The sequence below is a fragment of the Limnohabitans sp. 2KL-51 genome, assembly GCF_003063645.1.
Lineage (GTDB): Bacteria > Pseudomonadota > Gammaproteobacteria > Burkholderiales > Burkholderiaceae_C > Limnohabitans_A.
Genome location: NZ_NESJ01000001.1, coordinates 84513 through 107669, shown reverse-complemented (window position 1 = coordinate 107669; position 23157 = coordinate 84513). Strand labels below are relative to the sequence as shown.

At 57.8% G+C, this 23157-nt stretch carries 28 protein-coding genes and 1 pseudogene; 7 read left to right on the top strand and 22 right to left on the bottom strand.

Annotated elements, in window-relative coordinates; genetic code table 11:
- Window positions 1–179 precede the first annotated feature (179 nt).
- From B9Z49_RS00465 to B9Z49_RS21460, 7 genes are all read right to left on the bottom strand, one after another.
- Window positions 180–314, bottom strand: coding sequence for a BrnA antitoxin family protein (locus tag B9Z49_RS00465; protein WP_158273393.1), 135 nt, complete (start codon window positions 312–314; stop codon window positions 180–182).
- Complete coding sequence (locus B9Z49_RS21725; protein WP_158273392.1) at window positions 311–499, bottom strand: hypothetical protein; 189 nt, start codon at window positions 497–499, stop codon at window positions 311–313. The genes B9Z49_RS00465 and B9Z49_RS21725 overlap by 4 nt, the downstream gene beginning before the upstream one ends.
- Before the next feature lie 13 nt (window positions 500–512).
- Window positions 513–809 (bottom strand): HigA family addiction module antitoxin, encoded by a 297-nt coding sequence (locus tag B9Z49_RS00460; protein WP_108351479.1) that lies wholly within the window; start codon window positions 807–809, stop codon window positions 513–515.
- Between the two features lie 34 nt (window positions 810–843).
- Complete coding sequence (locus B9Z49_RS00455) at window positions 844–1098, bottom strand: type II toxin-antitoxin system RelE/ParE family toxin (protein WP_108351478.1); 255 nt, start codon at window positions 1096–1098, stop codon at window positions 844–846.
- 61 nt (window positions 1099–1159) lie between these two features.
- Window positions 1160–1384, bottom strand: coding sequence for a hypothetical protein (locus B9Z49_RS00450; protein WP_108351477.1), 225 nt, complete (start codon window positions 1382–1384; stop codon window positions 1160–1162).
- A gap of 88 nt (window positions 1385–1472) precedes the next feature.
- Window positions 1473–2231, bottom strand: coding sequence for a response regulator transcription factor (locus B9Z49_RS00445; RefSeq protein ID WP_108351476.1), 759 nt, complete (start codon window positions 2229–2231; stop codon window positions 1473–1475).
- Window positions 2228–2518: a hypothetical protein gene (locus B9Z49_RS21460; RefSeq protein WP_146188430.1), complete on the bottom strand. Its 291-nt coding sequence runs from the start codon at window positions 2516–2518 to the stop codon at window positions 2228–2230. The genes B9Z49_RS00445 and B9Z49_RS21460 overlap by 4 nt, the downstream gene beginning before the upstream one ends.
- Before the next feature lie 93 nt (window positions 2519–2611).
- Here B9Z49_RS21460 and B9Z49_RS22120 point away from each other — a divergent pair, with 93 nt between their 5' ends.
- Entirely contained in the window at window positions 2612–4168 is a 1557-nt protein-coding gene (locus B9Z49_RS22120) for an IPTL-CTERM sorting domain-containing protein (protein WP_255418855.1), read from the top strand.
- A 70-nt stretch (window positions 4169–4238) separates the two neighbouring features.
- Window positions 4239–4823 carry an IPTL-CTERM sorting domain-containing protein gene (locus B9Z49_RS00430; protein WP_108351474.1) on the top strand — a complete coding sequence of 195 codons (585 nt, stop codon included), beginning with the start codon at window positions 4239–4241 and terminating at the stop codon, window positions 4821–4823.
- 55 nt (window positions 4824–4878) lie between these two features.
- Here B9Z49_RS00430 and B9Z49_RS00425 read toward each other — a convergent pair whose 3' ends face one another.
- Both B9Z49_RS00425 and B9Z49_RS00420 read right to left on the bottom strand, forming a co-directional pair.
- Window positions 4879–5283: an RNA-binding S4 domain-containing protein gene (locus B9Z49_RS00425; protein WP_108351473.1), complete on the bottom strand. Its 405-nt coding sequence runs from the start codon at window positions 5281–5283 to the stop codon at window positions 4879–4881.
- A 20-nt stretch (window positions 5284–5303) separates the two neighbouring features.
- Window positions 5304–6254 (bottom strand): SDR family oxidoreductase, encoded by a 951-nt coding sequence (locus tag B9Z49_RS00420; protein WP_108351472.1) that lies wholly within the window; start codon window positions 6252–6254, stop codon window positions 5304–5306.
- A 47-nt stretch (window positions 6255–6301) separates the two neighbouring features.
- Between B9Z49_RS00420 and B9Z49_RS00415 the strand changes: the two genes are divergently transcribed.
- Together B9Z49_RS00415 and B9Z49_RS00410 are read left to right on the top strand one after the other, a co-directional pair.
- Window positions 6302–7342, top strand: coding sequence for a CDP-6-deoxy-delta-3,4-glucoseen reductase (locus B9Z49_RS00415; RefSeq protein WP_108351471.1), 1041 nt, complete (start codon window positions 6302–6304; stop codon window positions 7340–7342).
- Between the two features lie 23 nt (window positions 7343–7365).
- Window positions 7366–8331 (top strand): tripartite tricarboxylate transporter substrate binding protein, encoded by a 966-nt coding sequence (locus B9Z49_RS00410; protein WP_108351470.1) that lies wholly within the window; start codon window positions 7366–7368, stop codon window positions 8329–8331.
- On the opposite strand, the gene B9Z49_RS00405 is transcribed toward B9Z49_RS00410, so the two are convergent.
- The 7 genes from B9Z49_RS00405 to B9Z49_RS00375 all read right to left on the bottom strand — a co-directional run bounded on the left by B9Z49_RS00405 (window position 8332) and on the right by B9Z49_RS00375 (window position 16459).
- The gene (locus B9Z49_RS00405) at window positions 8332–9048 is read right to left on the bottom strand and encodes an ABC transporter ATP-binding protein (protein WP_108351469.1); all 717 of its coding nucleotides are present in this window, start codon (window positions 9046–9048) and stop codon (window positions 8332–8334) included. It abuts the gene before it with no gap.
- A 1-nt stretch (window position 9049) separates the two neighbouring features.
- A complete protein-coding gene (locus tag B9Z49_RS00400) occupies window positions 9050–9835 on the bottom strand; it encodes an ABC transporter ATP-binding protein (protein ID WP_108351686.1) in 786 nt (261 codons plus the stop codon).
- Between the two features lie 11 nt (window positions 9836–9846).
- Entirely contained in the window at window positions 9847–10923 is a 1077-nt protein-coding gene (locus B9Z49_RS00395) for an ABC transporter ATP-binding protein (RefSeq protein ID WP_108351685.1), read from the bottom strand.
- An 11-nt stretch (window positions 10924–10934) separates the two neighbouring features.
- Window positions 10935–11864, bottom strand: coding sequence for a branched-chain amino acid ABC transporter permease (locus B9Z49_RS00390; protein ID WP_108351468.1), 930 nt, complete (start codon window positions 11862–11864; stop codon window positions 10935–10937).
- A 185-nt stretch (window positions 11865–12049) separates the two neighbouring features.
- A complete protein-coding gene (locus B9Z49_RS00385) occupies window positions 12050–13348 on the bottom strand; it encodes a replication-associated recombination protein A (protein WP_108351467.1) in 1299 nt (432 codons plus the stop codon).
- 19 nt (window positions 13349–13367) lie between these two features.
- Window positions 13368–14054, bottom strand: coding sequence for an outer membrane lipoprotein chaperone LolA (gene lolA / locus B9Z49_RS00380; protein ID WP_108351466.1), 687 nt, complete (start codon window positions 14052–14054; stop codon window positions 13368–13370).
- A 5-nt stretch (window positions 14055–14059) separates the two neighbouring features.
- A complete protein-coding gene (locus tag B9Z49_RS00375) occupies window positions 14060–16459 on the bottom strand; it encodes a DNA translocase FtsK (RefSeq protein WP_108351465.1) in 2400 nt (799 codons plus the stop codon).
- Between the two features lie 193 nt (window positions 16460–16652).
- Here B9Z49_RS00375 and trxB point away from each other — a divergent pair, with 193 nt between their 5' ends.
- From trxB to rpmG, 3 genes are all read left to right on the top strand, one after another.
- Window positions 16653–17612 carry a thioredoxin-disulfide reductase gene (gene trxB, locus B9Z49_RS00370; RefSeq protein ID WP_108351684.1) on the top strand — a complete coding sequence of 320 codons (960 nt, stop codon included), beginning with the start codon at window positions 16653–16655 and terminating at the stop codon, window positions 17610–17612.
- Window positions 17613–17791: 179 nt separating this feature from the next.
- Window positions 17792–18025, top strand: a complete 234-nt coding sequence (gene rpmB, locus B9Z49_RS00365) for a 50S ribosomal protein L28 (RefSeq protein ID WP_108351464.1) — start codon at window positions 17792–17794, stop codon at window positions 18023–18025.
- A 26-nt stretch (window positions 18026–18051) separates the two neighbouring features.
- A complete protein-coding gene (gene rpmG, locus B9Z49_RS00360) occupies window positions 18052–18222 on the top strand; it encodes a 50S ribosomal protein L33 (protein ID WP_006298735.1) in 171 nt (56 codons plus the stop codon).
- A 104-nt stretch (window positions 18223–18326) separates the two neighbouring features.
- Here rpmG and B9Z49_RS00355 read toward each other — a convergent pair whose 3' ends face one another.
- The 6 genes and pseudogenes from B9Z49_RS00355 to B9Z49_RS22465 form a co-directional block, all read right to left on the bottom strand.
- Window positions 18327–18980, bottom strand: coding sequence for a response regulator transcription factor (locus B9Z49_RS00355; protein WP_108351463.1), 654 nt, complete (start codon window positions 18978–18980; stop codon window positions 18327–18329).
- Window positions 18977–20416: a sensor histidine kinase KdpD gene (locus tag B9Z49_RS00350; protein ID WP_146188429.1), complete on the bottom strand. Its 1440-nt coding sequence runs from the start codon at window positions 20414–20416 to the stop codon at window positions 18977–18979. Before B9Z49_RS00350 ends, B9Z49_RS00355 begins: the two co-directional genes overlap by 4 nt.
- Window positions 20413–21813, bottom strand: a complete 1401-nt coding sequence (locus tag B9Z49_RS00345) for a sensor histidine kinase (protein ID WP_108351461.1) — start codon at window positions 21811–21813, stop codon at window positions 20413–20415. The genes B9Z49_RS00350 and B9Z49_RS00345 overlap by 4 nt, the downstream gene beginning before the upstream one ends.
- A gap of 284 nt (window positions 21814–22097) precedes the next feature.
- The gene (locus B9Z49_RS00340) at window positions 22098–22388 is read right to left on the bottom strand and encodes a GIY-YIG nuclease family protein (protein ID WP_108351460.1); all 291 of its coding nucleotides are present in this window, start codon (window positions 22386–22388) and stop codon (window positions 22098–22100) included.
- 224 nt (window positions 22389–22612) lie between these two features.
- Window positions 22613–22936 (bottom strand): helix-turn-helix transcriptional regulator, encoded by a 324-nt coding sequence (locus tag B9Z49_RS00335; protein ID WP_108351459.1) that lies wholly within the window; start codon window positions 22934–22936, stop codon window positions 22613–22615.
- Window positions 22929–23155, bottom strand: a pseudogene (locus tag B9Z49_RS22465) (type II toxin-antitoxin system RelE/ParE family toxin). The gene B9Z49_RS00335 and the pseudogene B9Z49_RS22465 overlap by 8 nt, the downstream one beginning before the upstream one ends.
- Window positions 23156–23157 lie beyond the last annotated feature (2 nt).

Here is a 23157-nt window from a genome sequence, read left to right as displayed (position 1 = left end):
CTTCACGGGTTGGCCTTTTTTCTTGTCTGTGCCGCTTGGGCGGGGTCTTTCATGGACTCAACCATGTATTGGTCAAAATTGTCATCACGGAGTGTGGTCATGGCGGTTGTTCTCCCTGGTTGGTGGTGTTTTCAAGAGGCGACCAACGCCAGCCCTTTGCGCTGCTCGGTGGCGAAAACTCACGCCTTGGTCAGCCCATGCGCCACAGCCTCACGCAGCGCAGCATTGACGCGGGTTTGCCAGCCTTGTCCGGTGGCCTTGAAGGCTTCAAGCACATCGGCATCCACACGCATGTTCAGGGGAGGGCGCTTCACGGCAGCGGTGGCCTGCCCCGGCCTCGCTTGATGCTGGCCTGATGCCAATAGGCCGCCACGGCGGCGGCATCCTTGGGGTCATAGGGGCCATCGGTGGCGGTGTGGGCAATTGGCGCGCCTTGGGCGGCTTCGCGTTTGACGCGCTCCCAATCGGTAACGGCAGGTTTTCTGTTTGGCTGCGACATTGTTTTTACGACCTTAAGCTGGCGCATTGGCCGTCATCGGCTTGATGCGGCTTCGGTCCTTGGCGCTTTGCCTTGCCGTCCAAAGGTCACGCTGGGTTTGCAGCGCCAGCCAATACCCCTGATTCGTCCCCAAAGCCTCGGATAAGCGCAAGTCCATATCGGCGCTCACGGCAGCATGGCCGTTCACGACACGCGACAACATCACCCGGCTGATACCAATGTGTGCGGCAAAGGCGGTCACGCTCACGCCCAAGTCATCCAGCCAGCCTGTGAGTAGTTCGCCGGGGTGTGCGGGGTTGTGCATGTTCATGGTGTGCCTTTCAGTGGTAATCCACGTAATCCAGTCATTCAACATCCTGACCGACAAAGCGCAACGTCAGCCGCCAATTGGCTTGCACGGTCAGAGCATGAAAACCAGCCCTGTCACCCGATCGGCCGTGCAGTCGCCAAGATGGGCGCATCAAGTCTTGCGGCCCACTGGCGACACTCAGCGCTGTTAGCAATTCGCGTAATCGCTTGGCGTGAATGGGTTGAATGCCTGCCATGCCACCCGTTTGGTAGATGGCCTCAAGCCCATTGTGTCGGAATGAAAGAACCATAAACTGTAAATCATGGGTTTACAAGTCGTACTTTGGCAACTTGCATTTGTCTTTTGGTTTTTCATGCCGCAACCCTTGATGCGATGAGCACCACGCTGGCGCTGGTCTCGGTCAGGAATCGTTGCAGCGTATCCAAGGCTTCCAGCTTTTGTGGCGCGTAATCGTGCCCGTCATAGCTGGCCACTTGCACGCCCGTCACGCCATGGCTCAGCAGGTGCCCACGGATTTCCTGACTGACTGACTGACAGACTGGCCAGCGGAAACCCAGCATCCATGCGGTTTCCATGCGATTAAAGGCCAACCTTCACGGGTTGGCCTTTTTTTGAGTGTGCGTCAGAACGTTGATGCGGTGTCGTGCTCATAAAACTTGCGCTTCACTGGATTTTTATTTTGATGCACAGCTGGTAACCCATCCCTCGTACGGACTTGATGGGGTTAAGTGGTCCTGTGTGCCCACTGATTTTGGTACGCAAGCGGCTGATCAACACCTCCAGGCTGGCTCTGCTGATGGAGTCTGACAAATCGAATGTCGCTGTGGATTCAATTAACTCCACATGGCCCACACAGCTGGTATTCAAGGCCAAGGTCTTGAGAATTTTGGTCTCGCCGGCGGTCAGCTCTATAGGGGCATTCAATCGGTAACGCAAGGTCAAATTGACTGTGTCCAATACCCATGGAATAGGCACTGCAACAGGCTTTAATCGGTCTGAAAGGTTGCGAATTGCAGCGACAAGCTCTGCAGGTCGTGCAGGCTTGGTGATGTAAACGTCGGCGCCGCTCTGATAACCCTCCACGCGGTCTTTACTGAGCACGCGCCCCGTCAGCATGATGATGCCGACCTGGGGTGAATGGATGCGAATTCTTTTGGCGATGCTGATGCCATCCTCATCTGCCATATTCAGATCCAACAGCAAAATATCGGTGAACCTTTCACGCAGCGCCTGGTTCAAGCTTTCTCCACTGTCAGCCGCCCTGACCACGAAGCCTTCTTCCGACAAAAAATCGCACAGCTCATGGCGCAATGTGTCGTTGTCTTCGACCACGATCAAGTCGATTTTTCTTGAGTTTTCAGTGTCTGTTTTCAAATCTTCCCCAACGGAAAAAGAAGTTGACTCGGTCCTGTTCGGTTTCATAACTCCGTTCGGAGCCCAGTTTGAGGGCCAGCGCTTGAGCCAACCACAGGCCTGTCCCGCAGCGCTTTACTTTTGGCCCCTTCTTCCCTGCAACAGCGCTTGAATACTTTGTCGGGATCAAGTTGACCTGCCTTGCCAACGGTATTGGGTATTTGGATCAGGGCCACATGGTTATAGGTGAGCAGGTTAGGGTAAACATCAGCGCAGACTTGGCTGCCATGTTCGAAATATTCAGATTTTTGGTTAATTTTTTCATCTTGGATGTTTCTTCTGTTAAGAATTTGCAAGAAATGAAAAAATCAATATATTAATATTTCAATGTAGTTAATTGCAATTTTAAGAATTATCTTAACTCATTTAACGGAAAAACCACCTTGTCCATGGCCAAACTGAACAACACACACCGCTCAGCTTTCCATACGATGGCCAAAGACGCCAAGGCTGCAGCGGTGACCATGAACGCTAACCCGGCGAGACACCGATTCATGCGTGCCCTGCTTGAATACAAAGACACGTTCTTGGCCAACATTGGCATGGCGATCAGTGGGCTGGTTTTATCCCTAACGGTACTGGTTACGGGTCCTGCGAATGCCGCCGACAGCGGCCTGCAGTACGTCAATAGGACGACAACCAACGGTTTGGGCAGCAACTCTGTGAAAGCCGTCTATGTCGTCGGCAGCAACGTTTACGCCGCCACCGCCCCTGATGGCTTTGGCTCCTCTGCCACCGGCGGCGGCCTGAGCATCTCCACGGACGGCGGGGCCACCTTCACCAACTACACCACCGCCAACGGCCTCGGCAGCAATGATGTGAGCAAAGTGTTCGTCGTCGGCAGCACCATTTACGCGGCAACCAAGGACACCACATACGGCTATGGAAGCCCCACTAAGGGTGGCTTGAGCATCTCTACCAACGGCGGCACCACCTTCACCAACAAGACCATAGCCGACGGCTTGGGCAGCAATAATGTGAATACGGTGTTTGTGGACGGTAGCACCATCTACGTCGGCACCTCCGTTACCAGTGAAGTTATAGCCACAGCACCCATCACCACAGCCAACATCACCTCGAATATCGCGACCCTGACCACGTCAACCCCTCACGGGTTGGTTGTCGGCTCCATCGTGCAAGTCAGCGGTATCAACTTCCCATTCGACGGCACATACTCCGTTACCGCCGTCCCTTCGACGACCCAGTTCTCGTTCGCAAAGACCGCGGCGGATTACACACTCCCTGCCCCTGCTGGCACCGCCAAACTTATGGTTGCCGGCGGCTTGAGTATTTCCACAAATGGTGGCGTCACTTTCACCCACTTCAACAGCACCGCGCTGTGTGGGTCCGTCAGCTGCAACCATGTGCGCGCAATCTACGCCAGTGGTTCCAACATCTACCTGGCCACGGACAACCGTCTGGTCTACTCAAATGATGGCGGAACGACATTCACCCATGCGCCCAACGGAGAATTGTCGACGCGTGGGGTTTTCAAAGACGGGACCAAAGTGTTCCTCGGCAGCAACTTTGGCTTGCAGGTCTCCACCGACAATTTTGCAACTCCGCCTGCCCTTAGAAACAGTCTTGACGGCCTAGGCGATGGAGCAGCTAATGTGGAGACGATTGCCATGGACAGTGGCAAACTCTACGTCGGCACGTGGGGCGGTTTGAGCATCTCTAGCAATGGTGGCACGTCATTCACCAACGACACCCCCGAGAACTGCCTGGGCGGCTATTTCGTCAGTGGGGTCTTCGTCAGCGGTGGCACCATCTATGCCGCAACGGATGGCGGTCTGAGCATCTCAACCGGACCCGGTGTGGGTTGCAGAACAGCTGCGGCTGCGCCGGCAGCCATTCCCACACTGTCTGAATGGGCCATGATCTTGATGGCCAGCTTGATGGGGCTCTTTGCATTTGTCAGATTGCGTAAAGTTACTCTTGGGTAGTTTTACGATGCCGACTGAATGAAGTGCACCTCACATTATGTTTTTGTAAATTTTTTCTGGTGAGTACTTAATGGCAAAGTTTTTTTATTTTTTCCCGATTTTGTTTCTTTTGCAAATGGAAAGCCATGCCGCCACAGTGATCACAATCAGGCAGGTTGGAAGCAGTGTTCAGGCCGTTGCAACAGGCTCATTGGACTTAACAGGTTTGGCAAACACTTCGCCACAAAATCCAGGTGCAAGAGTTCGGGGAGCAGGGCCGGGAGCCAACGTCATCATCGGTTTTGTTGCCGATACACCCGCTGATGGCTATACAAGCATTTCAGGACCTTCTGTGATCGGCAGTTTAGGCAACCCTCATATTACTGCCGATATTGGAAGCGGAGGCCCATTTGGCATCAATATGTCAAATGACAGACTGATCGTTCCTCAAGGTTTTACTGGGGGTGCCGTATCTGCTAACGCTACTTGGAGCAACAATACTATTGAAGGACTTAGCTTGTTCCCGGGAACCTATGTTTATACGTGGCCCGGTGATTCATTGACCATCCACATCGAAAGACCAGCCCCAATACCCACGCTCGACGAATGGGCCATGATCTTGTTGGCCAGCTTGATGGGGATCTTGGCCTTCGTGCGAATGCGCAAGGCGAATTAAAGGGTGCAGTGGCTTTGGTCTTGGCAAGGTTCGCAAGGGGAATTTGGGAACCCTGTCAGGTGTCGATCCCCGCACTCCATCGGTCGTTCCAGTTGCGCTCAATCTGCCGGCGGTCGCGTTTGGTAGGGCGACCTTGCTCTATGCTGAGCGCCGGCTCGCGACCCAAGCGGTGCTGCTCTGCGGCTTTTTGGCGGGCTTCTGTGCTTTCGGGTGTTTCTTCGTAAAGCAATTGCGCCACGGGTGCCGGGCCACGCGCACCGCTCACGCCCAAGACCCGCACCGTGCGCTCCACTGCGCCTTGGCGCAGGCGCACCGTGTCGCCCGCCTTGACTTCGCGCGAGGCCTTGGCGTCTTGGCCATTGACCTGCACGCGGTTCTTGCCGATTTCTTCGCTGGCGATGCTGCGGGTTTTGAAAAAACGTGCGGCCCACAACCATTTGTCGATGCGCAAGGAATTCATCGCAGAGGGTCCAGAAAATATCAGATCAGCTGGCCTTGTGGGCTCAGGCCATCGCGCACATGTGGGTATCGCAGCTTGAGCCGCAGTTCCTGCTTCATGCGCGTATTGTCCAGTCGCCGTGACTCGCTCATGAAACTCAGCAGCATCAAGGGCAAGGCTGAGCTGGCTTGGTCACGCGGCAGGCGGGGCGGTTTGGGCAGGCCAAACAGGCTGGCGGCCAAGTCAAAGTAGTCGCCCATTTTCAGATCGGTGTCGTCGGTGACGTTGACCACACGCTGGGGTTTACCGCGCCACAGTGCTGCCGCACAAGCGCGCGCCAGGTCGTTGGCGTGGATGTGGTTGGTGTACACATCGTCTTTGGCCGCCAGCACCGGCGTACCTTTGAGCAAGCGCTCACGGGGCGTGCCGCCTTCTCGGTCGGCCGCGTAGATACCGGGAATGCGCAACACGCTCACCCGCACACCGCTGCGCCCCAAAAACCGCATCAGGTTTTCTGCATCCACCCGGCGCTGGGCGCGGGGTGTGTGCGGGTTCACGGTTCGGGTTTCGTCCACCCGCTGCCCGCCGCAGTCACCGTATACACCCGTGGTCGAACCGTACACCAGCGCCAGCGGGGGCGTGCGCAAACGCAAAGCGCGCACGAGCGCCAAGCTGCGCGGATCACGCTCGGACGCGCCCGCACGGTCGGTCGGTGGTGGCGCCAGGTGAATCACGCGGTGGGCGATGCCCGCCAAGCGTTGAATGCTCGCGGGATCGTCCAGATTACCCAGCAAGGGGGTGATGCCGCAAGCGCGCAGCAACCGCACGCGATCGGGTGAAGAAGTCAACGCCATCAGGCGAACGCGTTGGCTTTGCGGCGCCCCCAGTTGACCCGCCGTGCGCAGCCCCACGTCGCCACAGCCCACGATCAGGACACGCTGGCGACGAAAACGGGCAGGCAGCGCGCCCAAGGGGGTTTGGTTTGAAGGCAAAATCAGGGGTTCCGGGTCAATTGCAACCCCTCAAGGATACCCAAAAGATGAGCTTTCAGATTTCCGTGCAGCCCAGTGGCCGCAGCTTCACCGCCGATACCAACGAAACCCTGCTGGCCGCTGGCATCCGCCAGGGCATTGGCCTGCCCTATGGCTGCAAGGACGGCGCTTGCGGTTCGTGCAAATGCAAAAAAGTTTCGGGCACTGTGGTGCACGGCCCACACCAAGACAAAGCTTTGTCGGAAGACGAAGAAGCCCAAGGCCTGGTGCTGACTTGCTGCGCCACCGCCCAAAGCGATGTGGTCCTCGAATCAAAACAAGTCACGGCCGAAGGCGGCCTGCCCGTCAAGAAGATGCCGGTGCGCGTGGTCACTCTGGAGAAGAAATCGCACGATGTGATTGTGCTGAAACTGCAACTGCCCGCCAACGATGTGATGAAGTTTCACGCTGGTCAGTACATCGAATTTTTGCTGCGCGATGGTTCGCGCCGCAGCTACAGCATGGCGAACGCGCCGCACACCCTGGAGGTGGCACCACCCACGGTGGAACTGCACATCCGCCACATGCCCGGCGGCAAGTTCACCGACCCAGTGTTCACCACCATGAAAGAAAAAGACATCCTGCGCGCCGAAGGCCCGTATGGCAGTTTTTACCTGCGTGAAGACAGCAACAAGCCCATGGTGCTGCTGGCCTCGGGCACGGGCTTTGCGCCCATCAAGGCGCTGATCGAGCACATGCAGCACCGCGGCATCACCCGGCCCGCCACGCTTTACTGGGGCGGCCGCCGTCCGGCAGACCTTTACATGCAAGATTGGGTGGAGGCCCGCCTGGCCGAGATGCCCAACCTGCGTTATGTGCCCGTGATCTCGAATGCCGAAGCGCAAGACCATTGGACTGGCCGCGCCGGCTTTGTGCACCAAGCGGTGTTGCAGGACTTCCCGGATTTGTCGGGCCACCAGGTCTATGCCTGCGGTGCCCCAGTCGTGGTGGACTCGGCCAAGCGCGATTACGTGGCGCAAGGCGGCTTGCCCGAAGAAGAGTTCTTCGCCGACTCGTTCACCTCCGAGGCTGACAAAGCCAAAGCCTGAAACCCTTCTTTCTGGAACCCTTCATGACCTTGATCACCCGCCGCCAATTCACTGCTGCCTCAATCGCCCTCTCGGCCCCAGCTTGGGCTCAGGGCAAAACGATCCGCATCATCGTGCCCTACGCGCCTGGTGGTCCCATCGACGTCACAGCGCGTGCACTGGCCGAGCGCGTGAAAGACAGCCTGGGCACCGTCATCATTGAAAACCGCCCCGGCGCAGGTGGCAATCTGGGTGCTGATCTTGTGGCCAAAGCGGCACCCGATGGCCTGACGATCGGCATTGCCGCCACAGCCACACACGCCATCAACCCCTGGCTGTTCGCCAAGATGCCCTACGACGCGAGCCGAGACTTTGCGCCCATCACACAAATGCTGCGCGTGCCCAATGTGTTGGTGATGAACGCCGAGACCGCACAACGCCTGAAGATCAACACGCTGGTCGATTTGGTGGCGTATGCCAAAGCCAACCCCGCCAAACTGAACTTTGGCTCGGGTGGCAACGGCAGCGCGGGGCATTTGGCGGGCGAGATGTTCAAGCGGGCTGCAGGCATTTTTGCGGTGCATATTCCCTACAACGGTGGCAACCCCGCGCAGCTGGCTTTGTTGTCGGGTCAGGTGGACTTCAACTTTGACAACCTGGCCACGGCCTCAGCCAACATCAAGGCAGGTCGCCTAAAAGCCCTGGCCGTCACCACCGCACAGCGCAGCAACGCCCTGCCCGATATTGCGAGCATGAGCGAAACCCTGAAAGACTTTTCGATCGACACTTGGTGGGGTCTGGTGGCACCTGCGGCCACGCCCCGCGATGTGGTGGACCGCCTGAACAAGGCTTTTGTGGCCGCGCTGCAAGCCCCTGAGACCAAAACACGCTTTGCCCAACTGATGGCCGAACCCGTGGGCAACACGCCTGAGCAGTTTGGTGCGTTCATGAAAACAGAGCTGACACGCTACGAAACCGTGGTCAAGGCCAGCGGCGCTCGGGTGGACTGATCACTCGCCCAGATAAGCTGCGCGGACTTTTGGGTCTGCCAGCATCTCCTTACCCACACCCGTCATGGTGATGAGACCCGAATCCATCACATAACCCCGGTCGGCAATGGCCAGCGCGCGGCTGGCGTTTTGCTCCACCAGCAGCACGGTGACGCCCTGGGCGTACACATCGCGGACCACCTCAAAGATCTTGTCGACCATGATGGGCGACAAGCCCATGGAGGGCTCATCCAGCAGCAAAACCTTGGGGCGGCTCATCAAGGCGCGGCCCATGGCCAGCATTTGTTGCTCGCCACCGGACATGGTGCCCGCCAGCTGGTCTTTGCGCTCGCGCAGACGCGGGAAAATGGTGAACATCTTTTCGATGTCGTCGGCAATGCCTGCATTGTCCGAACGGATGTACGCGCCCATTTGCAGGTTTTCGGTGATGGTCATGCGGGTGAACACGCCGCGGCCTTCCGGCACCATGGCCAGGCCTTGTTTGACCAGATCCCAAGGGCCTTGGCCCTTGATGCTTTTGCCCAGGTACTCGATGTCGCCCGCTTGCAAGGGCAAGGTGCCGGTGATGGCTTTCATGGTGGTGGTTTTGCCCGCGCCATTCGAGCCGATTAGCGAGACGAGTTCGCCTTCGCACACCTCCAGGCTCACACCTTTGACGGCCTGAATGCCGCCGTAGCCCACTTGCAGGTCTTTGACTTTCAACAGAACATTGGCCATCTCAGTGCCCTCCCGTGCCCAGATAGGCTTCAATCACTTTGTCATTTTTCTGCACATCGGCGGGCGTGCCTTCGGCAATCTGCTTGCCGTAATCGAGCACCGTGACACGGTCACACAAGCCCATGACCAGCTTCACGTCGTGTTCAATCAACAAAATGGTGCGGTTGTCTTTGCGGATCTGATCGATCAACTCGCGCAACTGAATTTTCTCGGTCGCGTTCATGCCGGCAGCTGGTTCGTCCAGCGCAATCAGCTGCGGGTCAGTGGCCAAGGCGCGGGCGATTTCCAGGCGACGCTGGTCGCCATACGACAGCGTGCGGGCTTTGTAATCGGCGTATTTGCCGATGCCCACATAGTCGAGCAGCTCTTGCGCACGCTTGGCAATCGCAGCCTCTTCGGCCTTGAAGCCGGGCGTGCGAAAAATCGCACCCAGCAAGCCCGAATGGGTGCGCACATGGCGACCCACCATCACGTTTTCAAGCGCTGTCATTTCGGCGAACAAGCGGATGTTCTGGAACGTACGGGCAATGCCCGCCTTGGCCACTTCGTGCACCGCTGTGGGCTGGTAGGGCTTGCCTGCCAGCTCAAAAGTGCCGCTGTCTGGCGTGTACAAACCGGTGATCACGTTAAAAAACGTGGTCTTGCCCGCGCCGTTGGGGCCGATCAGGCCATAGACCTGACCGCGCTTGATGGTGATGCCCACATCAGAAAGGGCCTGCAGGCCACCGAATCGTTTGGAGATGCCTGAGACGTTGAGAACAGTGTCTTGGTTGGCGGATGGGTTCATGGTCTGCTCCTTCATTTCGGCGTGAGCGATTTGCCATGCTCAGGCGAAGGCCACAGCCCGCGAGGCCGCATCAACATGATCACGATCATGGCCAGGGCCACCAGCAACTGGCGCAAGATGGCCGCGTCCAGCCGGCCCCCGGTCATCTCCTGCAAAGGTCCCGCCACATAGCGCAACACCTCGGGCAAAGCCGACAACAAGATCGCGCCAAGAATCACGCCGGGCAAATAGCCCAGCCCGCCCAAAACCACCATGGCCACGATCATCACCGACTCCATCAAACTGAAGGACTCGGGCGAGATGAAGCCCTGGAAGCCCGCAAACATCGCACCCGACACGCCACCAAAAGTGGCGCCCATGCCAAAAGCCAGCAGCTTCAGGTTGCGGGTGTTCAGGCCCATGGCCTTGGCGGCGATTTCATCTTCACGAATGGCCATCCAGGCGCGGCCAATGCGGGACACCTCCAAGCGGTGCGAAACGACAATGGTCACCAGCACCAGACTCAGGAACAGGTAGTAGTAAAGCGAGACCGAGGCGATTTCGAAGTCGCCAATCATCAGCTTTTGACCCAGGTTCACACCAAAGATCGAGATCGGATCGATCTGGGACAAGCCCTTGGGGCCGTTGGTGATGTTGACCGGGTGGTCCAGGTTGTTCATGAACACACGGATGATCTCGCCAAAACCCAAGGTCACGATGGCCAAATAGTCGCCACGCAACTTGAGCGTGGGCGCCCCCAGCAGCATGCCGAACAAACCCGCCAAAGCGGCAGCCACAGGCAAGATGAGCCAAATGGGCATGTGCATGCCCGTGGGATAGGCGGCAGCAATCCACGCAAAGGTGTTGGTCAGATGTGGTGACGACAAGAGGCCGTACATGTAGGCCCCCACCGCAAAGAAAGCCACATACCCCAGGTCAAGCAGTCCCGCGTAGCCCACCACGATGTTCAGGCCAATGGCCAGCAGGATGTAGAGCAAAGCCATGTCGGCAATGCGCACCCAGGCGTTGCCAAACATTTGCAGGATCAAGGGCAAAGCGATGAGCGCTGCACCAACCAGGATGTACTGAAGTGTCTTGTTGTTTTTCATGTTCACCTCCATTAAGCGCGGTCGGCCACACGTTCACCCATGAGGCCCGAGGGGCGCAGGGTCAGCACGATGATCAAGACAATGAACGCAAAAATGTCGGTGTAGTGGCTGCCCAGGACCCCCCCAGTCAGGTAACCGATGTAGCCCGAACCAATGGCTTCGATCAGGCCCAGCAAAATGCCACCAATGACGGCTCCAGCCAGGTTGCCAATGCCGCCAAACACCGCAGCGGTGAAAGCTTTGAGGCCAGGCAAGAAGCCCATCGCGTGTTGCGCTGTGCCGTAGTTGGACGCGTACATCACACCGGCAATGGCGGCGAGTACGGCACCGATCACGAAGGTGGCTGAGATGACCATGTCAGGCTTGACGCCCATCAAGGCGGCCACACGCGGGTTCTCAGATGTGGCACGCATCGCGCGGCCCAAGCGGGTGTAATTGACCAACCACATCAAGATGGCCAAGGACACGGCCGTGACGCCCAAAATCATGATTTGTGTGGGCGTGATCACCACACCACCCATGTTGATCGGGGTGCTGGAGAGCAATGTGGGGTAAGCCTTGTAGTTGGGTTTCCAGATGATCATGGCCAGGGTTTGCAGCAAGATGCTCATGCCAATGGCGGTGATCAGGGGGGCCAGCTTGGGGCTGTTGCGCAGCGGCCGGTAAGCGATTTTTTCAATGGTGAAGTTGAGCACCACCGCCACCACACAGGCGATCAAGGTGGCCAAAATCAAAATGGCCCAACCCGGCGCACCGGGCATGGCGCCTTGCATCATTCCGATGGCAGACCAACTCGTCAAAGCACCCACCATCAGCACTTCTCCGTGCGCAAAGTTGATCAGGTTGATGATGCCGTACACCATGGTGTAGCCCAAGGCCACCAGGGCGTACATGCTGCCCATGACCAGGCCGTTGATGACCTGCTGCAGAAAGACGTCCATTGATTTCTCCGTGTTTTGAACTGCGCTTAACAGTTCTTCGCTTCGGTTGTTTTTTCGGATCGGCCAGCACCTTGTGGGCGCACCAAACCACTAGCAAAAACCCCGCCAGATTCGTGCGATTCCGGGCGGGGTGGCGGGATTGTAGTGAAAGAAAGGACCGCACCAGTATTCATTGCTGTCGGGACTTACCCTTTGGCTGAATTTTTCTTTCGCAGTTCTTCCAGTTTGTCGGCAATTTTGATTTCTAGCCCCCGGCGAACCGGTTTGTAAAAGCCGGGATCCGCCATGCCATCGGGCAGGTAACGCTCGCCTGCAGCAAAGCCATCTTCTTCGTCATGCGCATAGCGATAGCCTTTGCCGTAGTCCAACTGCTTCATGAGTTGGGTGGGCGCATTGCGCAAATGCATAGGCACAGGGCGGGTGCCATCTTGCTTGACCCAGGCTTTGGCCTCCTTGAATGCTTTGTAAGCGGCATTCGATTTGGGGGCCACCGCCAGATAAATCACACACTGCGCCAGCGTCAACTCACCCTCGGGGCTGCCCAGTCGTTCGTACACGTCGGCAGCATCGAGCGCCATGCGAAGCGCTCGCGGATCGGCCAGGCCAATGTCTTCGCTGGCCATGCGGATCAGGCGGCGGGCCATGTAGCGCGGATCCGCACCCCCGTCGAGCATGCGCACGAACCAATACAGGGCGGCATCCGGGTCCGAGCCCCGCACCGATTTGTGCAGCGCGCTGATGGTGTCGTAGAACTGCTCGCCGCCCTTGTCGTAGCGGCGCATGCGCTCGCCCAGCACCCGCATCAACCAAGCGTCGGTCACTGGGTCGATGCTTTCCTGCCCGGCCGCCATGGCCAGCGTCTCCAAGGTATTGAGCAACCGCCTGGCGTCGCCGTCGGCATAGGCCAACAAGCGGGCCAGCGCCTCCGGCTCAATAGCGGGAATGGCCTGGATGGCCTGGGCCCGCACCACGATGTGCTGCAAGTCGTCCTCGGAAAGGGGCTGCAGCACGTACACGGCCGCCCGGGAGAGCAAGGCCGAGTTGACCTCAAAAGACGGGTTTTCGGTGGTGGCCCCGATGAAGGTGAACAGCCCACTTTCGACATGCGGCAAAAAAGCGTCTTGCTGGCTTTTGTTGAAGCGGTGCACCTCGTCCACAAACATGATGGTGCGCTGGGGGTTCAAGCCCGTGCGGGCGACTTCGGCTTTCTCTACGGCTTCGCGGATGTCTTTGATGCCCCCCAGCACCGCACTGATGCTCAAAAATTGCGCTTCAAACGCATCGGCCATCAAACGGGCGATGGTGGTTTTGCCCACACCAGGCGGTCCCCACAAAATGCAGCTGTGCGGCTGTCCCGACTCGAAAGCCAAGCGCAAGGCCATGCCTTCACCCAACAAATGCTGCTGGCCAATCACCTCACCCAAGTGGCGCGGGCGCAAGCGCTCGGCCAGGGGCGCCTGGGGCGACATGGGAGCAGGTTTCATGACACGAGCCCAGCCCGCTTCAAGGTTTGATCACATCGGCACCCGCCGGGGGCTTGAAAGTGAAGGTACTGGCAGGCAAAGCCGGGTTGAGTTCGAAGGCGGAGAAGGTCAGCAAAGAGCGCTGACCGAGGCTGTCTTGCACATCCAGCACCGCCAGCTCGGGGCCAGCAGCGCTGACACGCAAGCCGACCATGACCGAGCGGATCGGGCCCTCACGCTGTACGGGCGTCGCCCGCACCCACTGCAGGCCCTCCTGAGCAGGCTCGGGGGTGAACTGGAAATCGGCTTTGAGGGCCTGCAAATCGGAAGCGGCTGTCAACAAAGCGGCCGGTGTGGCCCCCAGCACCTGCGACTGTGGGCGGGCAGTGACCTGGTTCAGGTCCACATCGTGCAACCACAGGGTTTGACCATCGGCCACCAGGGTTTGCAAAAAGGGCTTGCGGTAATCAAAGCGGAACTTGCCCGGCCTTTGAAATTCGAATCGACCACTCGATGTCTTGGTGCGCGTCACCTGCCCCGCCCTGGTCGGCGAAGTGACGACCTGGGTGAAGTCGGCACGACCGCTGCGCGCTTGCTTCATGAACTGGGCCAGCAGGTCCACGCTGTCGGCCTGTGCGGGCAGGGCCAAGGCCCACACCGCAACGGCCAACACAGCCCCGCCCCCCCAACCCAGCACCGTGCGTCGCTGCTCAACATTGTTTTTCATTCGATTCACTCTGCCCGAGCGGGCACCAAAATTTCACGCTGACCACTGCCGCTCATGGCGCTGACCAGTCCGGCTTTTTCCATGTCTTCCACCAGACGGGCGGCGCGGTTGTAGCCAATCTTGAGGTGGCGCTGCACCAAGGAGATGCTGGCCTTTCGGTTCTTCAGCACCACTTCTACAGCTTGGTCATACATCGGGTCTTTTTCGGCGTTGTCACCCTCGCCCAGCATGCCGCCATCGTCGTCGGTGGTGCCGCCTTCAAGCACACCTTCGATGTAATCGGGCTCACCCTGGCTCTTGAGGTAATTCACCACGCGGTGCACTTCCTCGTCACTCACAAAAGCGCCATGCACCCGGATCGGGAAACCCGTGCCTGACGGCATGTACAGCATGTCACCCATGCCCAGCAAAGCCTCGGCACCCATTTGGTCGAGGATGGTGCGGCTGTCGATCTTGCTGGAGACCTGGAACGCAATGCGGGTCGGGATGTTGGCCTTGATGAGGCCGGTGATCACATCCACGCTGGGGCGCTGCGTGGCCAAAATCAAATGGATGCCCGCCGCACGGGCTTTCTGGGCCAAGCGCGCAATCAGCTCTTCGATCTTCTTGCCCACCACCATCATCAGGTCGGCCAACTCGTCGATCACCACCACGATGTGCGGCAGGCGCTTGAGCGGTTCGGGATCGTCTGGCGTGAGGCTGAAGGGGTTGTAGATGAACTCTTCGCGGGCGGTGGCATCGTCGATTTTTTGGTTGTAACCGGCCAGGTTGCGCACGCCCATTTTGCTCATCAACTTGTAGCGCTTTTCCATCTCGCCCACACACCAGTTCAGACCGTTGGCAGCCTGGCGCATGTCGGTCACCACTGGGGCCAGCAGGTGTGGAATGCCTTCATAAACCGACATCTCCAGCATCTTGGGGTCGATCATCAAAAGGCGCACATCGCGCGCTTCGGCTTTGTACAGCAACGACAGGATCATGGCGTTGATACCGACCGACTTGCCCGAACCCGTGGTGCCCGCCACCAGCACATGCGGCATCTTGGCCAAATCGGCGACCACCGGGTTGCCGATGATGTCCTTGCCCAGGCCCATGGTCAACATGGACTTGGCTTCGTTGTAGACCTGCGAGCCCAGAATTTCGCTGAGCTTGATCGACTGGCGCTTGGCGTTGGGCAACTCCAGTGCCATGAAGTTCTTGCCTGGAATTGTCTCGATCACCCGGATCGACACCAGGCTGAGGGAACGCGCCAGGTCTTTGGCCAAGTTCACCACCTGGGAGCCCTTGACGCCTGTTGCCGGTTCGATTTCGTAACGCGTGATCACCGGGCCGGGGGCAGCAGCTACCACACGCACCTCGACACCAAAATCCTTGAGCTTTTTCTCGATCAGGCGGCTGGTCATTTCCAGCGTATCCGGTGAGACGGTCTCTTGCCGAATGGACAGGCTGTCGAGCAAATCCACCTGAGGCAGCTTGCTGTCGGGCAATTCGTTGAAGAGGGGTTTCTGTCGCTCCTTGATCACGCGGTCGCTGCGTGGCACATCCATCACGGGGGACTCAATGACCCTTGGCACGGCCTTGTTCGCAGGCGTGGACACAGCAGGCAAATCCAGCTGACCCTCTGGCGAAACAAGACCAGGTAAGTTCACATCCCACTGCGGATCGATGGCCTGGGTGGAAAGGGCCTGTTGGCGCTCGCGCAAAGCCTGTTGGCCCAAGGCCATGTCTTCTTCGATCTCGCGCTTTTCATGTTGCGATCGGATTAAGGCATCGAGCTGCGCACCGATTTTTTCGGCCAACTGACCCCATGAAAACCGGAACACCATGGCCACGCCCACCAGGAACAACACAATGCCCAAAAGGGCTGAACCGTTAAAGCCCAATCCGTGCACAGCAGCAGCGCCAGCCGAATAACCCAGCACACCGCCGCTGTGCCCAGGCAAGCCGGTTTCGAGCCGGTACAAGCGCGTCCACTCCATCCCGCAACTGGCAACAAGCAACACCGCCAAACCCAGCCAAAACACCCACAAACTGCGCCACCAAGAGGGCTTGTCCAAATCGGACTGTGGGTCAACGCCGCGCAACCAACGGGCCAAGGCCACCAACCAGGCTCGGTAGCCCGCCAACACACACCACCAAGCTGAAAAACCCAACATGAAATAAGCCAGATCCGCGACCAAGGCCCCCCAACGACCCACCCCGTTGCGCACAGCCGCGCTGCTGCCCGAAGTGGACCATGCCGGATCTTGCGGGTGATAACTCCACAAGGCCACTGTTAAAAAGAGGAGCAGACCCGCACCCAACAGCAAGAGGATTTCTTGGGCAAAACGTGACCACAAGGTCACAGTCGCAGCGGGGGCGGCGTCAGGGCCATCTCGGGTCAGGGTGTTCAGTGAGTAAGTCATAAATGAAGACTCAAGCTTACCCGATCAAGGCCAGACCTGGCGCATCGGCTTGCACCCTATTGCCAGAGCTGTTGTCCCACGACCGACAAAGCCACAGCAAAGCCTTAAAGCCCGACGCGTTTGCGTGTTTCTTACAATGCAGGTTGGTGTAATTTTCCGCACCGCTTTGTCTTTTTACCGGATGGCCCTTTTCATGTCGACCCCAACCCAACACGCACACGTTCTCATTCTCGGCTCTGGCCCCGCCGGTTACAGCGCCGCCGTTTATGCCGCCCGCGCTAACCTCAAACCCGTCTTGATCACCGGCATGGCGCAAGGCGGCCAGCTCATGACCACCACCGAAGTGGACAACTGGCCCGCTGACGTGCACGGCGTGCAAGGCCCGGACTTGATGCAACGTTTTCAGGAGCATGCCGAACGCTTCAACACCCAAATCATTTTTGACCATATCCACACCGTCAAGCTGGATCAACGCCCCTTCACCCTGATCGGCGACAGCGGTACTTACACCTGCGACAGCCTGATCATCGCCACCGGCGCTTCGGCCAAATACCTGGGCCTGCCGTCAGAGACCGCCTTCATGGGCCGCGGCGTGAGCGGCTGCGCCACCTGCGACGGCTTTTTCTACCGCGACCAGCTGTGCTGCGTGGTGGGCGGCGGCAACACCGCCGTCGAAGAAGCCCTGTACCTTTCCAACATCGCCAGCAAGGTCTATTTAATCCACCGCCGCGACAAGTTCAAAGCCGAGCCCATTTTGGTGGACAAGCTGATGGACAAGGTTGCCGCCGGCAAGGTCGAGCTCAAAACCTTCCAAACGCTGGAAGAGGTGCTGGGTGACAACACCGGCGTGACCGGCGTGCGCTTGAAAAGCACCAAAGATGGCAGTTTGGAAGACGTGGAACTTAAAGGCTGCTTCATCGCCATTGGCCACTCTCCCAATACCGACATCTTCCAGGGCCAGCTCGAACTCGAAAACGGCTACATCGTGACCCAAAGCGGCCTGAAGGGTTTTGCCACCCAAACTTCGGTGCCCGGCGTTTTCGCTGCAGGCGACGTGCAAGACCACGTGTACCGCCAGGCCATCACCAGCGCGGGCACGGGCTGCATGGCCGCGCTCGATGCGCAGCGTTTTCTGGAACAGCACAACGGCTGATTTCTGGTTATAATCCAAGGCTTTGCTGCTTCTGCCCGGACTTTTGTTCGGGGCTACAGGCACAGCGATCTGGGATACCGCCACCCATCTTGGCGAGGTGAGGCTGGAGCGCCAGGTCCCGTGCAAATCTGCACGAGACCCATCGGCACCGGCTGTTTAAAAAGTATCGGAGTGTCCACATGGCACGCGTCTGCGAAGTAACGGGCAAAGGCCCAATGACGGGAAACAACGTTTCCCACGCCAACAACAAAACCAAGCGCCGGTTCCTGCCGAACCTGCAATACCGTCGTTTCTGGGTCGAGAGCGAAAACCGTTGGGTGCGTCTGCGCGTCTCCAGCGCCGCCCTGCGCCTGATCGACAAAAATGGCATTGATGTCGTTCTCGCTGACCTGCGCGAACGCGGTCAAGCCTAAACCCAGAACATTAGGAGTCATCTACCATGGCAACCAAAGGCGGACGCGAAAAAATCAAGCTGGAATCCACAGCTGGCACTGGTCACTTCTACACGACCAGCAAAAACAAGAAAACCATGCCCGAGAAAATGTCGATCATGAAGTTCGACCCCAAAGCTCGCAAGCACGTTGAATACAAAGAAATCAAGCTGAAGTAATTCGGCCTGAGCTTTTCAAGAAAAAACCCGCTGTTCACACAGCGGGTTTTTTTATGGCTTGGGCGCTTTGTGAACCCTCTGCGGCCGCACACCCCAGATGGCCTTCAATCTGCCGGCCGCATCAGGTCGATCAGTTCGGCCATGCTTTGCACATCCAGCTTCATCATGATGTTGCTCTTGTACTGCTTGGCTGTGGCGTATGAAATACCCAATTTCTTGCTGATCTCCTGATTGCCAAAACCCGCCAGCAGCAGCTGCAAGGCTTCTCTCTCGCGGGGCGCTAAACGAGTGACGCGATCCTTCTGGGCAAACTGTCGTTTTTTTTCAGCCTGGATCGCAAGGTCTTTGGCAATGCCATTGCGAACAGCCTCCAACAAATCGAGGCGGCTAAGGGGTTTCACCAAAAATTGCAAGGCGCCGTTGCCAAGCGCGGTCACAGCCTGCTGAACGGTGCTCTCTCCAGAGACAAACACCACCGGCATGCTCAAGCCCATCTCAACCAAGCGGGCCTGCACCTCCACACCGGTCATGCCAGGCAAACGCATGTCCAGCAAAACCATAGCGGGTGTCACGGGCGCCACAAACTGCAAGAAAGCCGCAGGGTCATCAAACGCATAAACACGATAGCCCTGCCCCTTCAACACCCGTGACATGCTCTCGCGCATGGCCAGATCGTCTTCGACCATGAACACATGACCCTCAACGTCGATCGCCTTGACTGGCACTTGTTCGGTGGACAGGCCCGCATCGGTCATCATGATTTTTTCTCCTGAAAGGGCAATTGCAAGCTCATGCCAACCAGCCCGTTTTGTTCGTAGACATTCATGGCCCCGCCGTGGTGTTCGATGATGGCACGGCTCAGCCACATACTTTGACTGAAATGCTGGGTACCACGATCCAAAGCCTCAGCGAGCTGGGCCGTGGTGATGGGCAAACCATCATCAAGGAAGCGCAGGTGAACAAAACTCCCAATGCAGGTGGTGGTGATCTGCATATAACGAACATTCGGACTGCTTCGCTTGAGCACGTGCAGCAAAATCCCGGTCAATGCTGACTCCAATTGAACCGGGTCGCCTTGCACCATCACCGCTTCGCTGACCAACAAAGAAACATGCACACGCTGACGGCCAAATTCGGTCTGGAAGCCGCGGACCAGGTCCGCAAGCAGTTGGGACAAATCGACCTGCACATGTACCGTGATATCGACTTCTATAAACCGGCGAAAATCCCGCACCACCTCGGTGGCCGCAGTACTGCCAGCCACCAACTGCTGCAACAGTTGGGCCCGCTCCAGCGGAATCAGCGAAGCGTCTTCGGCCAACAAATAGTCTGCATTGAGCCGGATGGCGCCCAGAGGCTGGTTGATCTCGTGGGCTAAGGAACTCATGATGGCCGGCAGGTTTTGCGAGCGGGCTGCAAAAGACAAAGCCTGCAGCATCTCGTTTTTTTCGTTGAGCAACTGATTGAGTTGCTGGTTGAGTTGGTCAGCTTGCTCCTTCTGGTCTCTGACCGCCATCTTTTGGATGACCATGCGCTCGAACCCGTATCCGTTGGCACTGATCAACATCAACGCGAGGGTAGCCACCACAAACAGCCGCATCGAAAAAGACAGAGACTCTTCGGCAAAAAGCTTAGAAAAATAGAGCCGCTGTCCAGCATTGCCCGACAGCAGCGTCCAAGACCAGAAAAAGATCAACACCATCATGGCCAGTACAGCGACACCCATCAAGTCGAGCTGAATGGATGCCGACAAACGGCGTGTCTGGCGCAAGCCATAGAGCATCCACAACAGCAACGTCAATGAGACCAGCAGCTGGTAGACCACGCGAAAATCACGGTTTTGAACGGTGAAAAACTGCACCAGCATGATCACCATCGCCAGCCCCATGGCCAGTGCACAGTTGCGTGCAAAGCGGGGGTTGTGTGGCTGATGCCAGGATCGCACCCGTAAGCCCGTGGCAAAAAAACTGGTCCACAGGAACAAGGTCGAAAAAACCAGCAACGCTCGCCCAAGCAGGGGCGCCAGCGCAATGCAGACACAGGCCATTGCCGCCGCCACGCCACCGATCACGCCATAAAGACCCATACGTTCGTCAGGCATCAATCGGCTGTCGCGAGCGGGCATGCCCGCCAGAGTCAGCCCTACAAACAGACAAGCCATCGCCAAATACAGAGGAAGAACGATATCGTTCATGTCGCCTCCAAGGGCAGACTCAGCCGCATGCGTGCGCCCGCATGGTGGGCAATGGCGTTCAGGTCACCTCTGTGCATTTGCGCGATCCGGCGACTCAACCACAGGCCCAAACCCATACCTTTAGTTTTGGTGGAAAAATTCATCTCAAAGACCTTTGAATGCAAGTCTGTGGGCAAACCCGGCCCATCGTCAACCACATCCACCAAGGCCAGTTGGTCGTGCGCCAATAAGATCACCTCGATAGAGCCACCGTCTCGGTCGGCCATGGCTTCCACGGCATTATTCACAAGGTTTTGCAGCACCATCCCCAGCTGCACTGCGCTGGCCAGGACCTGCACCCTGGCCTGTGAACGTAAGCTCAGACGCACCCCAAATTGCTGCTGCAACAAAGGGGCTTGCTGCGCGATCCAGTTTTCCAAGAAGTCAGACAAGTCCAACCGATTTTGCTGCGGCGCCTTGTCCATGAACAGGCTACGCAAGCCCTGCACGATGGCCACGGCGCGATGGTTCTCACGCAGGATCTCCTGCAGCACTTGCGATTCTTCCTCGCGGCTCAGCCGTTGGCCACTGACCAGATACTCGGCATTGAGCTGGATAGCCCCCAGTGGCTGACGCAATTCGTGCGCGAGACTGGCCATCTGCGGTTCGGCCTCACTCGCCGCATTCGAGGCCAACAGCGTCATCACCATAGACTCTTTTTCCTTGAGCATGCCCTCCACCTGCGAGACCATTTGCTGCAGTCGATCCTTTTCGTCGCGCAATGCCTGGGCCACAACAACAGCCACCGCCAACTGCGCCATAAAGCCCAAAAAGAAGGTCACCCACATCCAGTCAACCATGGCATCGGTCCAACCGGGTGCCTGCATCAGCTGCCGATCCTGCCAAGCGAACCACGCCAGCGCCGAACGGCCCAGCAACTCCGAAAGCCAGTGCGCCGTGACCATCATGAACAACATCAGACGAACGCCCTGTGGTTGTGCACGCCACAACCACCAGCTTTCAAGGACCACCCAACCAATGACCACCAGCACCTGCGCGGTCATGACCGCCATTTGCCACGGGCCAGTCAGCACCATGTTCAGCGTCAGGTGTGTCAAAGACACCATGAGAACAGCCCAGGCCGCTTGGCGTTGGGAGGTCACTGGCATGGGCCTGCGCTGCCAACGCAAAAAAACGATTAGAAAGGCATAGTTGGCCTCGCCCAACATTTTGGCGATCGCACCAAGCGCCAGATCGCCATCGGTCAGGCGGTAGGCCCCATAAAACAAGGCGGTGAAGAGCGTCGTGACGAGCAGAAAAATACCCGACCGCCCCAAACTCATGGGTCGCCACAAGCCTGTGGTGGCCAGGCACAGCCCCACAAAGCCCAGCACCGCCAAGGGCAAAACCAAATCCATGCAAAATCTTCAGAAACAAAAATTTTGAAGTATTCAGCTGCAGCGCTCCACCCACAATCCGCGCACAGATATCCTCCAAATGGCGGATATCCGTATCAGAACCGCCCAAACGCAAGCGATGGAATGCCACGTTGCCGATGTCATTGCGAGGAACGAAGAAATCCATGGATCGCCACGACTTGCATATGGATTGCCGCGTCGCTGCGCTCCTCGCAATGACGGGGGGATTGCTGCGCTGCGCTCGCAATGACAATGAACCCGTCATGGCGAGGAACGAAGCCATCTCAGCCCAGCATACGCTCGTACAAATCCAGCCACTGCGGGTTAAGCGCCTCAATCAGGTCGATCTTGCGCTGCCGCGAGCCTGCCTTGAGTTGCTTTTCACGCAGGATCGCCGAGGCCATCGTCTCATGCTGTTCGTACCACACCAATTGATGCACCCGGTACTGACTGGTGAAGCCTTGCGTGACCCCATTTTTGTGCTGCCAGACCCGCGCACCGAGTTGGCTGGTCACGCCCACATAGAGCGTGCCATGGCGCCGGCTAGCCATGATGTAGACGCACGGATTTTTCATATCCTCGACCTCCCCTTTTTTGGGGTGTCAGTGTAGGGACTTGCGTCGCTTCTGTCATTGCGAGGAACGAAGCCATATATGGATTGCCGTGTCGCTTCTGTCATTGCGAGGAACGAAGCAATCCATGGATTGCCACGCTGCGCTCGCAATGACGGGGAGGATTGCCGCGCTACGCTCGCAATTACTAGTGAAACGTCATCGCGAGGCCATAGACCGTGGCGATCTCAATGGGCCACCATCTGGATAACCAACTTCATTCCACACGCATCTGCATAGCGGCGCAATGTATTGAGAGAGGGCGAATGATCTTTCTTGCCTAAACTGGCCTCGATGCGAGCGACCACAGGTTGAGAAACCCCCATACGGGACGCGACTTCGGCCTGGGTCAGGCCGGCCGCTGAACGAGCCTTGAGCAGAGCGGCCAAGGCTGCAAATTCGTCTTCTAGTGCGTCATAGGACACAGCAAACCTGGCGTCTGTTTTCCGACGTTTTGCGGCATAGCCTTTTGGATCAAAAGCCACGGGGCTGAACTTTTTTGGGTCAGTCATGTTTGATCTCCTTCATACGTTTTCGGGCAATTTCCAATTCTTTCGCAGGAGTTGCCTGCGTCCTCTTGATGAACCCATGCAAGATGATCACCCTCCCCCCCACAATGCAGCAAAAAATGCACGACCAATACCTTCGGCACCCTTGGCACGGATTTCGAACAAACCGTTTCCAAAAGGACGCGTGTAAGGCATCCCCAGGTTGGGGCCTGACGACACCATTT

Coding starts and splice junctions, on each gene's coding strand:
- B9Z49_RS22120 (WP_255418855.1), top strand. CDS start 2,612: ATGGCCAAACTGAACAACACACACCGCTCAGCTTTCCATACGATGGCC.
- B9Z49_RS00340 (WP_108351460.1), bottom strand. CDS start 22,388: ATGAAAAATCCGTGCGTCTACATCATGGCTAGCCGGCGCCATGGCACG.
- B9Z49_RS00395 (WP_108351685.1), bottom strand. CDS start 10,923: ATGAAAAACAACAAGACACTTCAGTACATCCTGGTTGGTGCAGCGCTC.
- rpmG (WP_006298735.1), top strand. CDS start 18,052: ATGGCAACCAAAGGCGGACGCGAAAAAATCAAGCTGGAATCCACAGCT.
- B9Z49_RS00415 (WP_108351471.1), top strand. CDS start 6,302: ATGAGCTTTCAGATTTCCGTGCAGCCCAGTGGCCGCAGCTTCACCGCC.
- B9Z49_RS00335 (WP_108351459.1), bottom strand. CDS start 22,936: ATGACTGACCCAAAAAAGTTCAGCCCCGTGGCTTTTGATCCAAAAGGC.
- B9Z49_RS00410 (WP_108351470.1), top strand. CDS start 7,366: ATGACCTTGATCACCCGCCGCCAATTCACTGCTGCCTCAATCGCCCTC.
- B9Z49_RS00450 (WP_108351477.1), bottom strand. CDS start 1,384: ATGGAAACCGCATGGATGCTGGGTTTCCGCTGGCCAGTCTGTCAGTCA.
- B9Z49_RS00425 (WP_108351473.1), bottom strand. CDS start 5,283: ATGAATTCCTTGCGCATCGACAAATGGTTGTGGGCCGCACGTTTTTTC.
- B9Z49_RS00455 (WP_108351478.1), bottom strand. CDS start 1,098: ATGGTTCTTTCATTCCGACACAATGGGCTTGAGGCCATCTACCAAACG.
- rpmB (WP_108351464.1), top strand. CDS start 17,792: ATGGCACGCGTCTGCGAAGTAACGGGCAAAGGCCCAATGACGGGAAAC.
- B9Z49_RS00400 (WP_108351686.1), bottom strand. CDS start 9,835: ATGAACCCATCCGCCAACCAAGACACTGTTCTCAACGTCTCAGGCATC.
- B9Z49_RS21725 (WP_158273392.1), bottom strand. CDS start 499: ATGTCGCAGCCAAACAGAAAACCTGCCGTTACCGATTGGGAGCGCGTC.
- B9Z49_RS00375 (WP_108351465.1), bottom strand. CDS start 16,459: ATGACTTACTCACTGAACACCCTGACCCGAGATGGCCCTGACGCCGCC.
- B9Z49_RS00350 (WP_146188429.1), bottom strand. CDS start 20,416: ATGAACGATATCGTTCTTCCTCTGTATTTGGCGATGGCTTGTCTGTTT.
- B9Z49_RS00355 (WP_108351463.1), bottom strand. CDS start 18,980: ATGATGACCGATGCGGGCCTGTCCACCGAACAAGTGCCAGTCAAGGCG.
- B9Z49_RS00430 (WP_108351474.1), top strand. CDS start 4,239: ATGGCAAAGTTTTTTTATTTTTTCCCGATTTTGTTTCTTTTGCAAATG.
- B9Z49_RS00405 (WP_108351469.1), bottom strand. CDS start 9,048: ATGGCCAATGTTCTGTTGAAAGTCAAAGACCTGCAAGTGGGCTACGGC.
- B9Z49_RS00390 (WP_108351468.1), bottom strand. CDS start 11,864: ATGGACGTCTTTCTGCAGCAGGTCATCAACGGCCTGGTCATGGGCAGC.
- lolA (WP_108351466.1), bottom strand. CDS start 14,054: ATGAAAAACAATGTTGAGCAGCGACGCACGGTGCTGGGTTGGGGGGGC.
- B9Z49_RS00385 (WP_108351467.1), bottom strand. CDS start 13,348: ATGAAACCTGCTCCCATGTCGCCCCAGGCGCCCCTGGCCGAGCGCTTG.
- B9Z49_RS00445 (WP_108351476.1), bottom strand. CDS start 2,231: ATGAAACCGAACAGGACCGAGTCAACTTCTTTTTCCGTTGGGGAAGAT.
- trxB (WP_108351684.1), top strand. CDS start 16,653: ATGTCGACCCCAACCCAACACGCACACGTTCTCATTCTCGGCTCTGGC.
- B9Z49_RS00345 (WP_108351461.1), bottom strand. CDS start 21,813: ATGGATTTGGTTTTGCCCTTGGCGGTGCTGGGCTTTGTGGGGCTGTGC.
- B9Z49_RS00460 (WP_108351479.1), bottom strand. CDS start 809: ATGAACATGCACAACCCCGCACACCCCGGCGAACTACTCACAGGCTGG.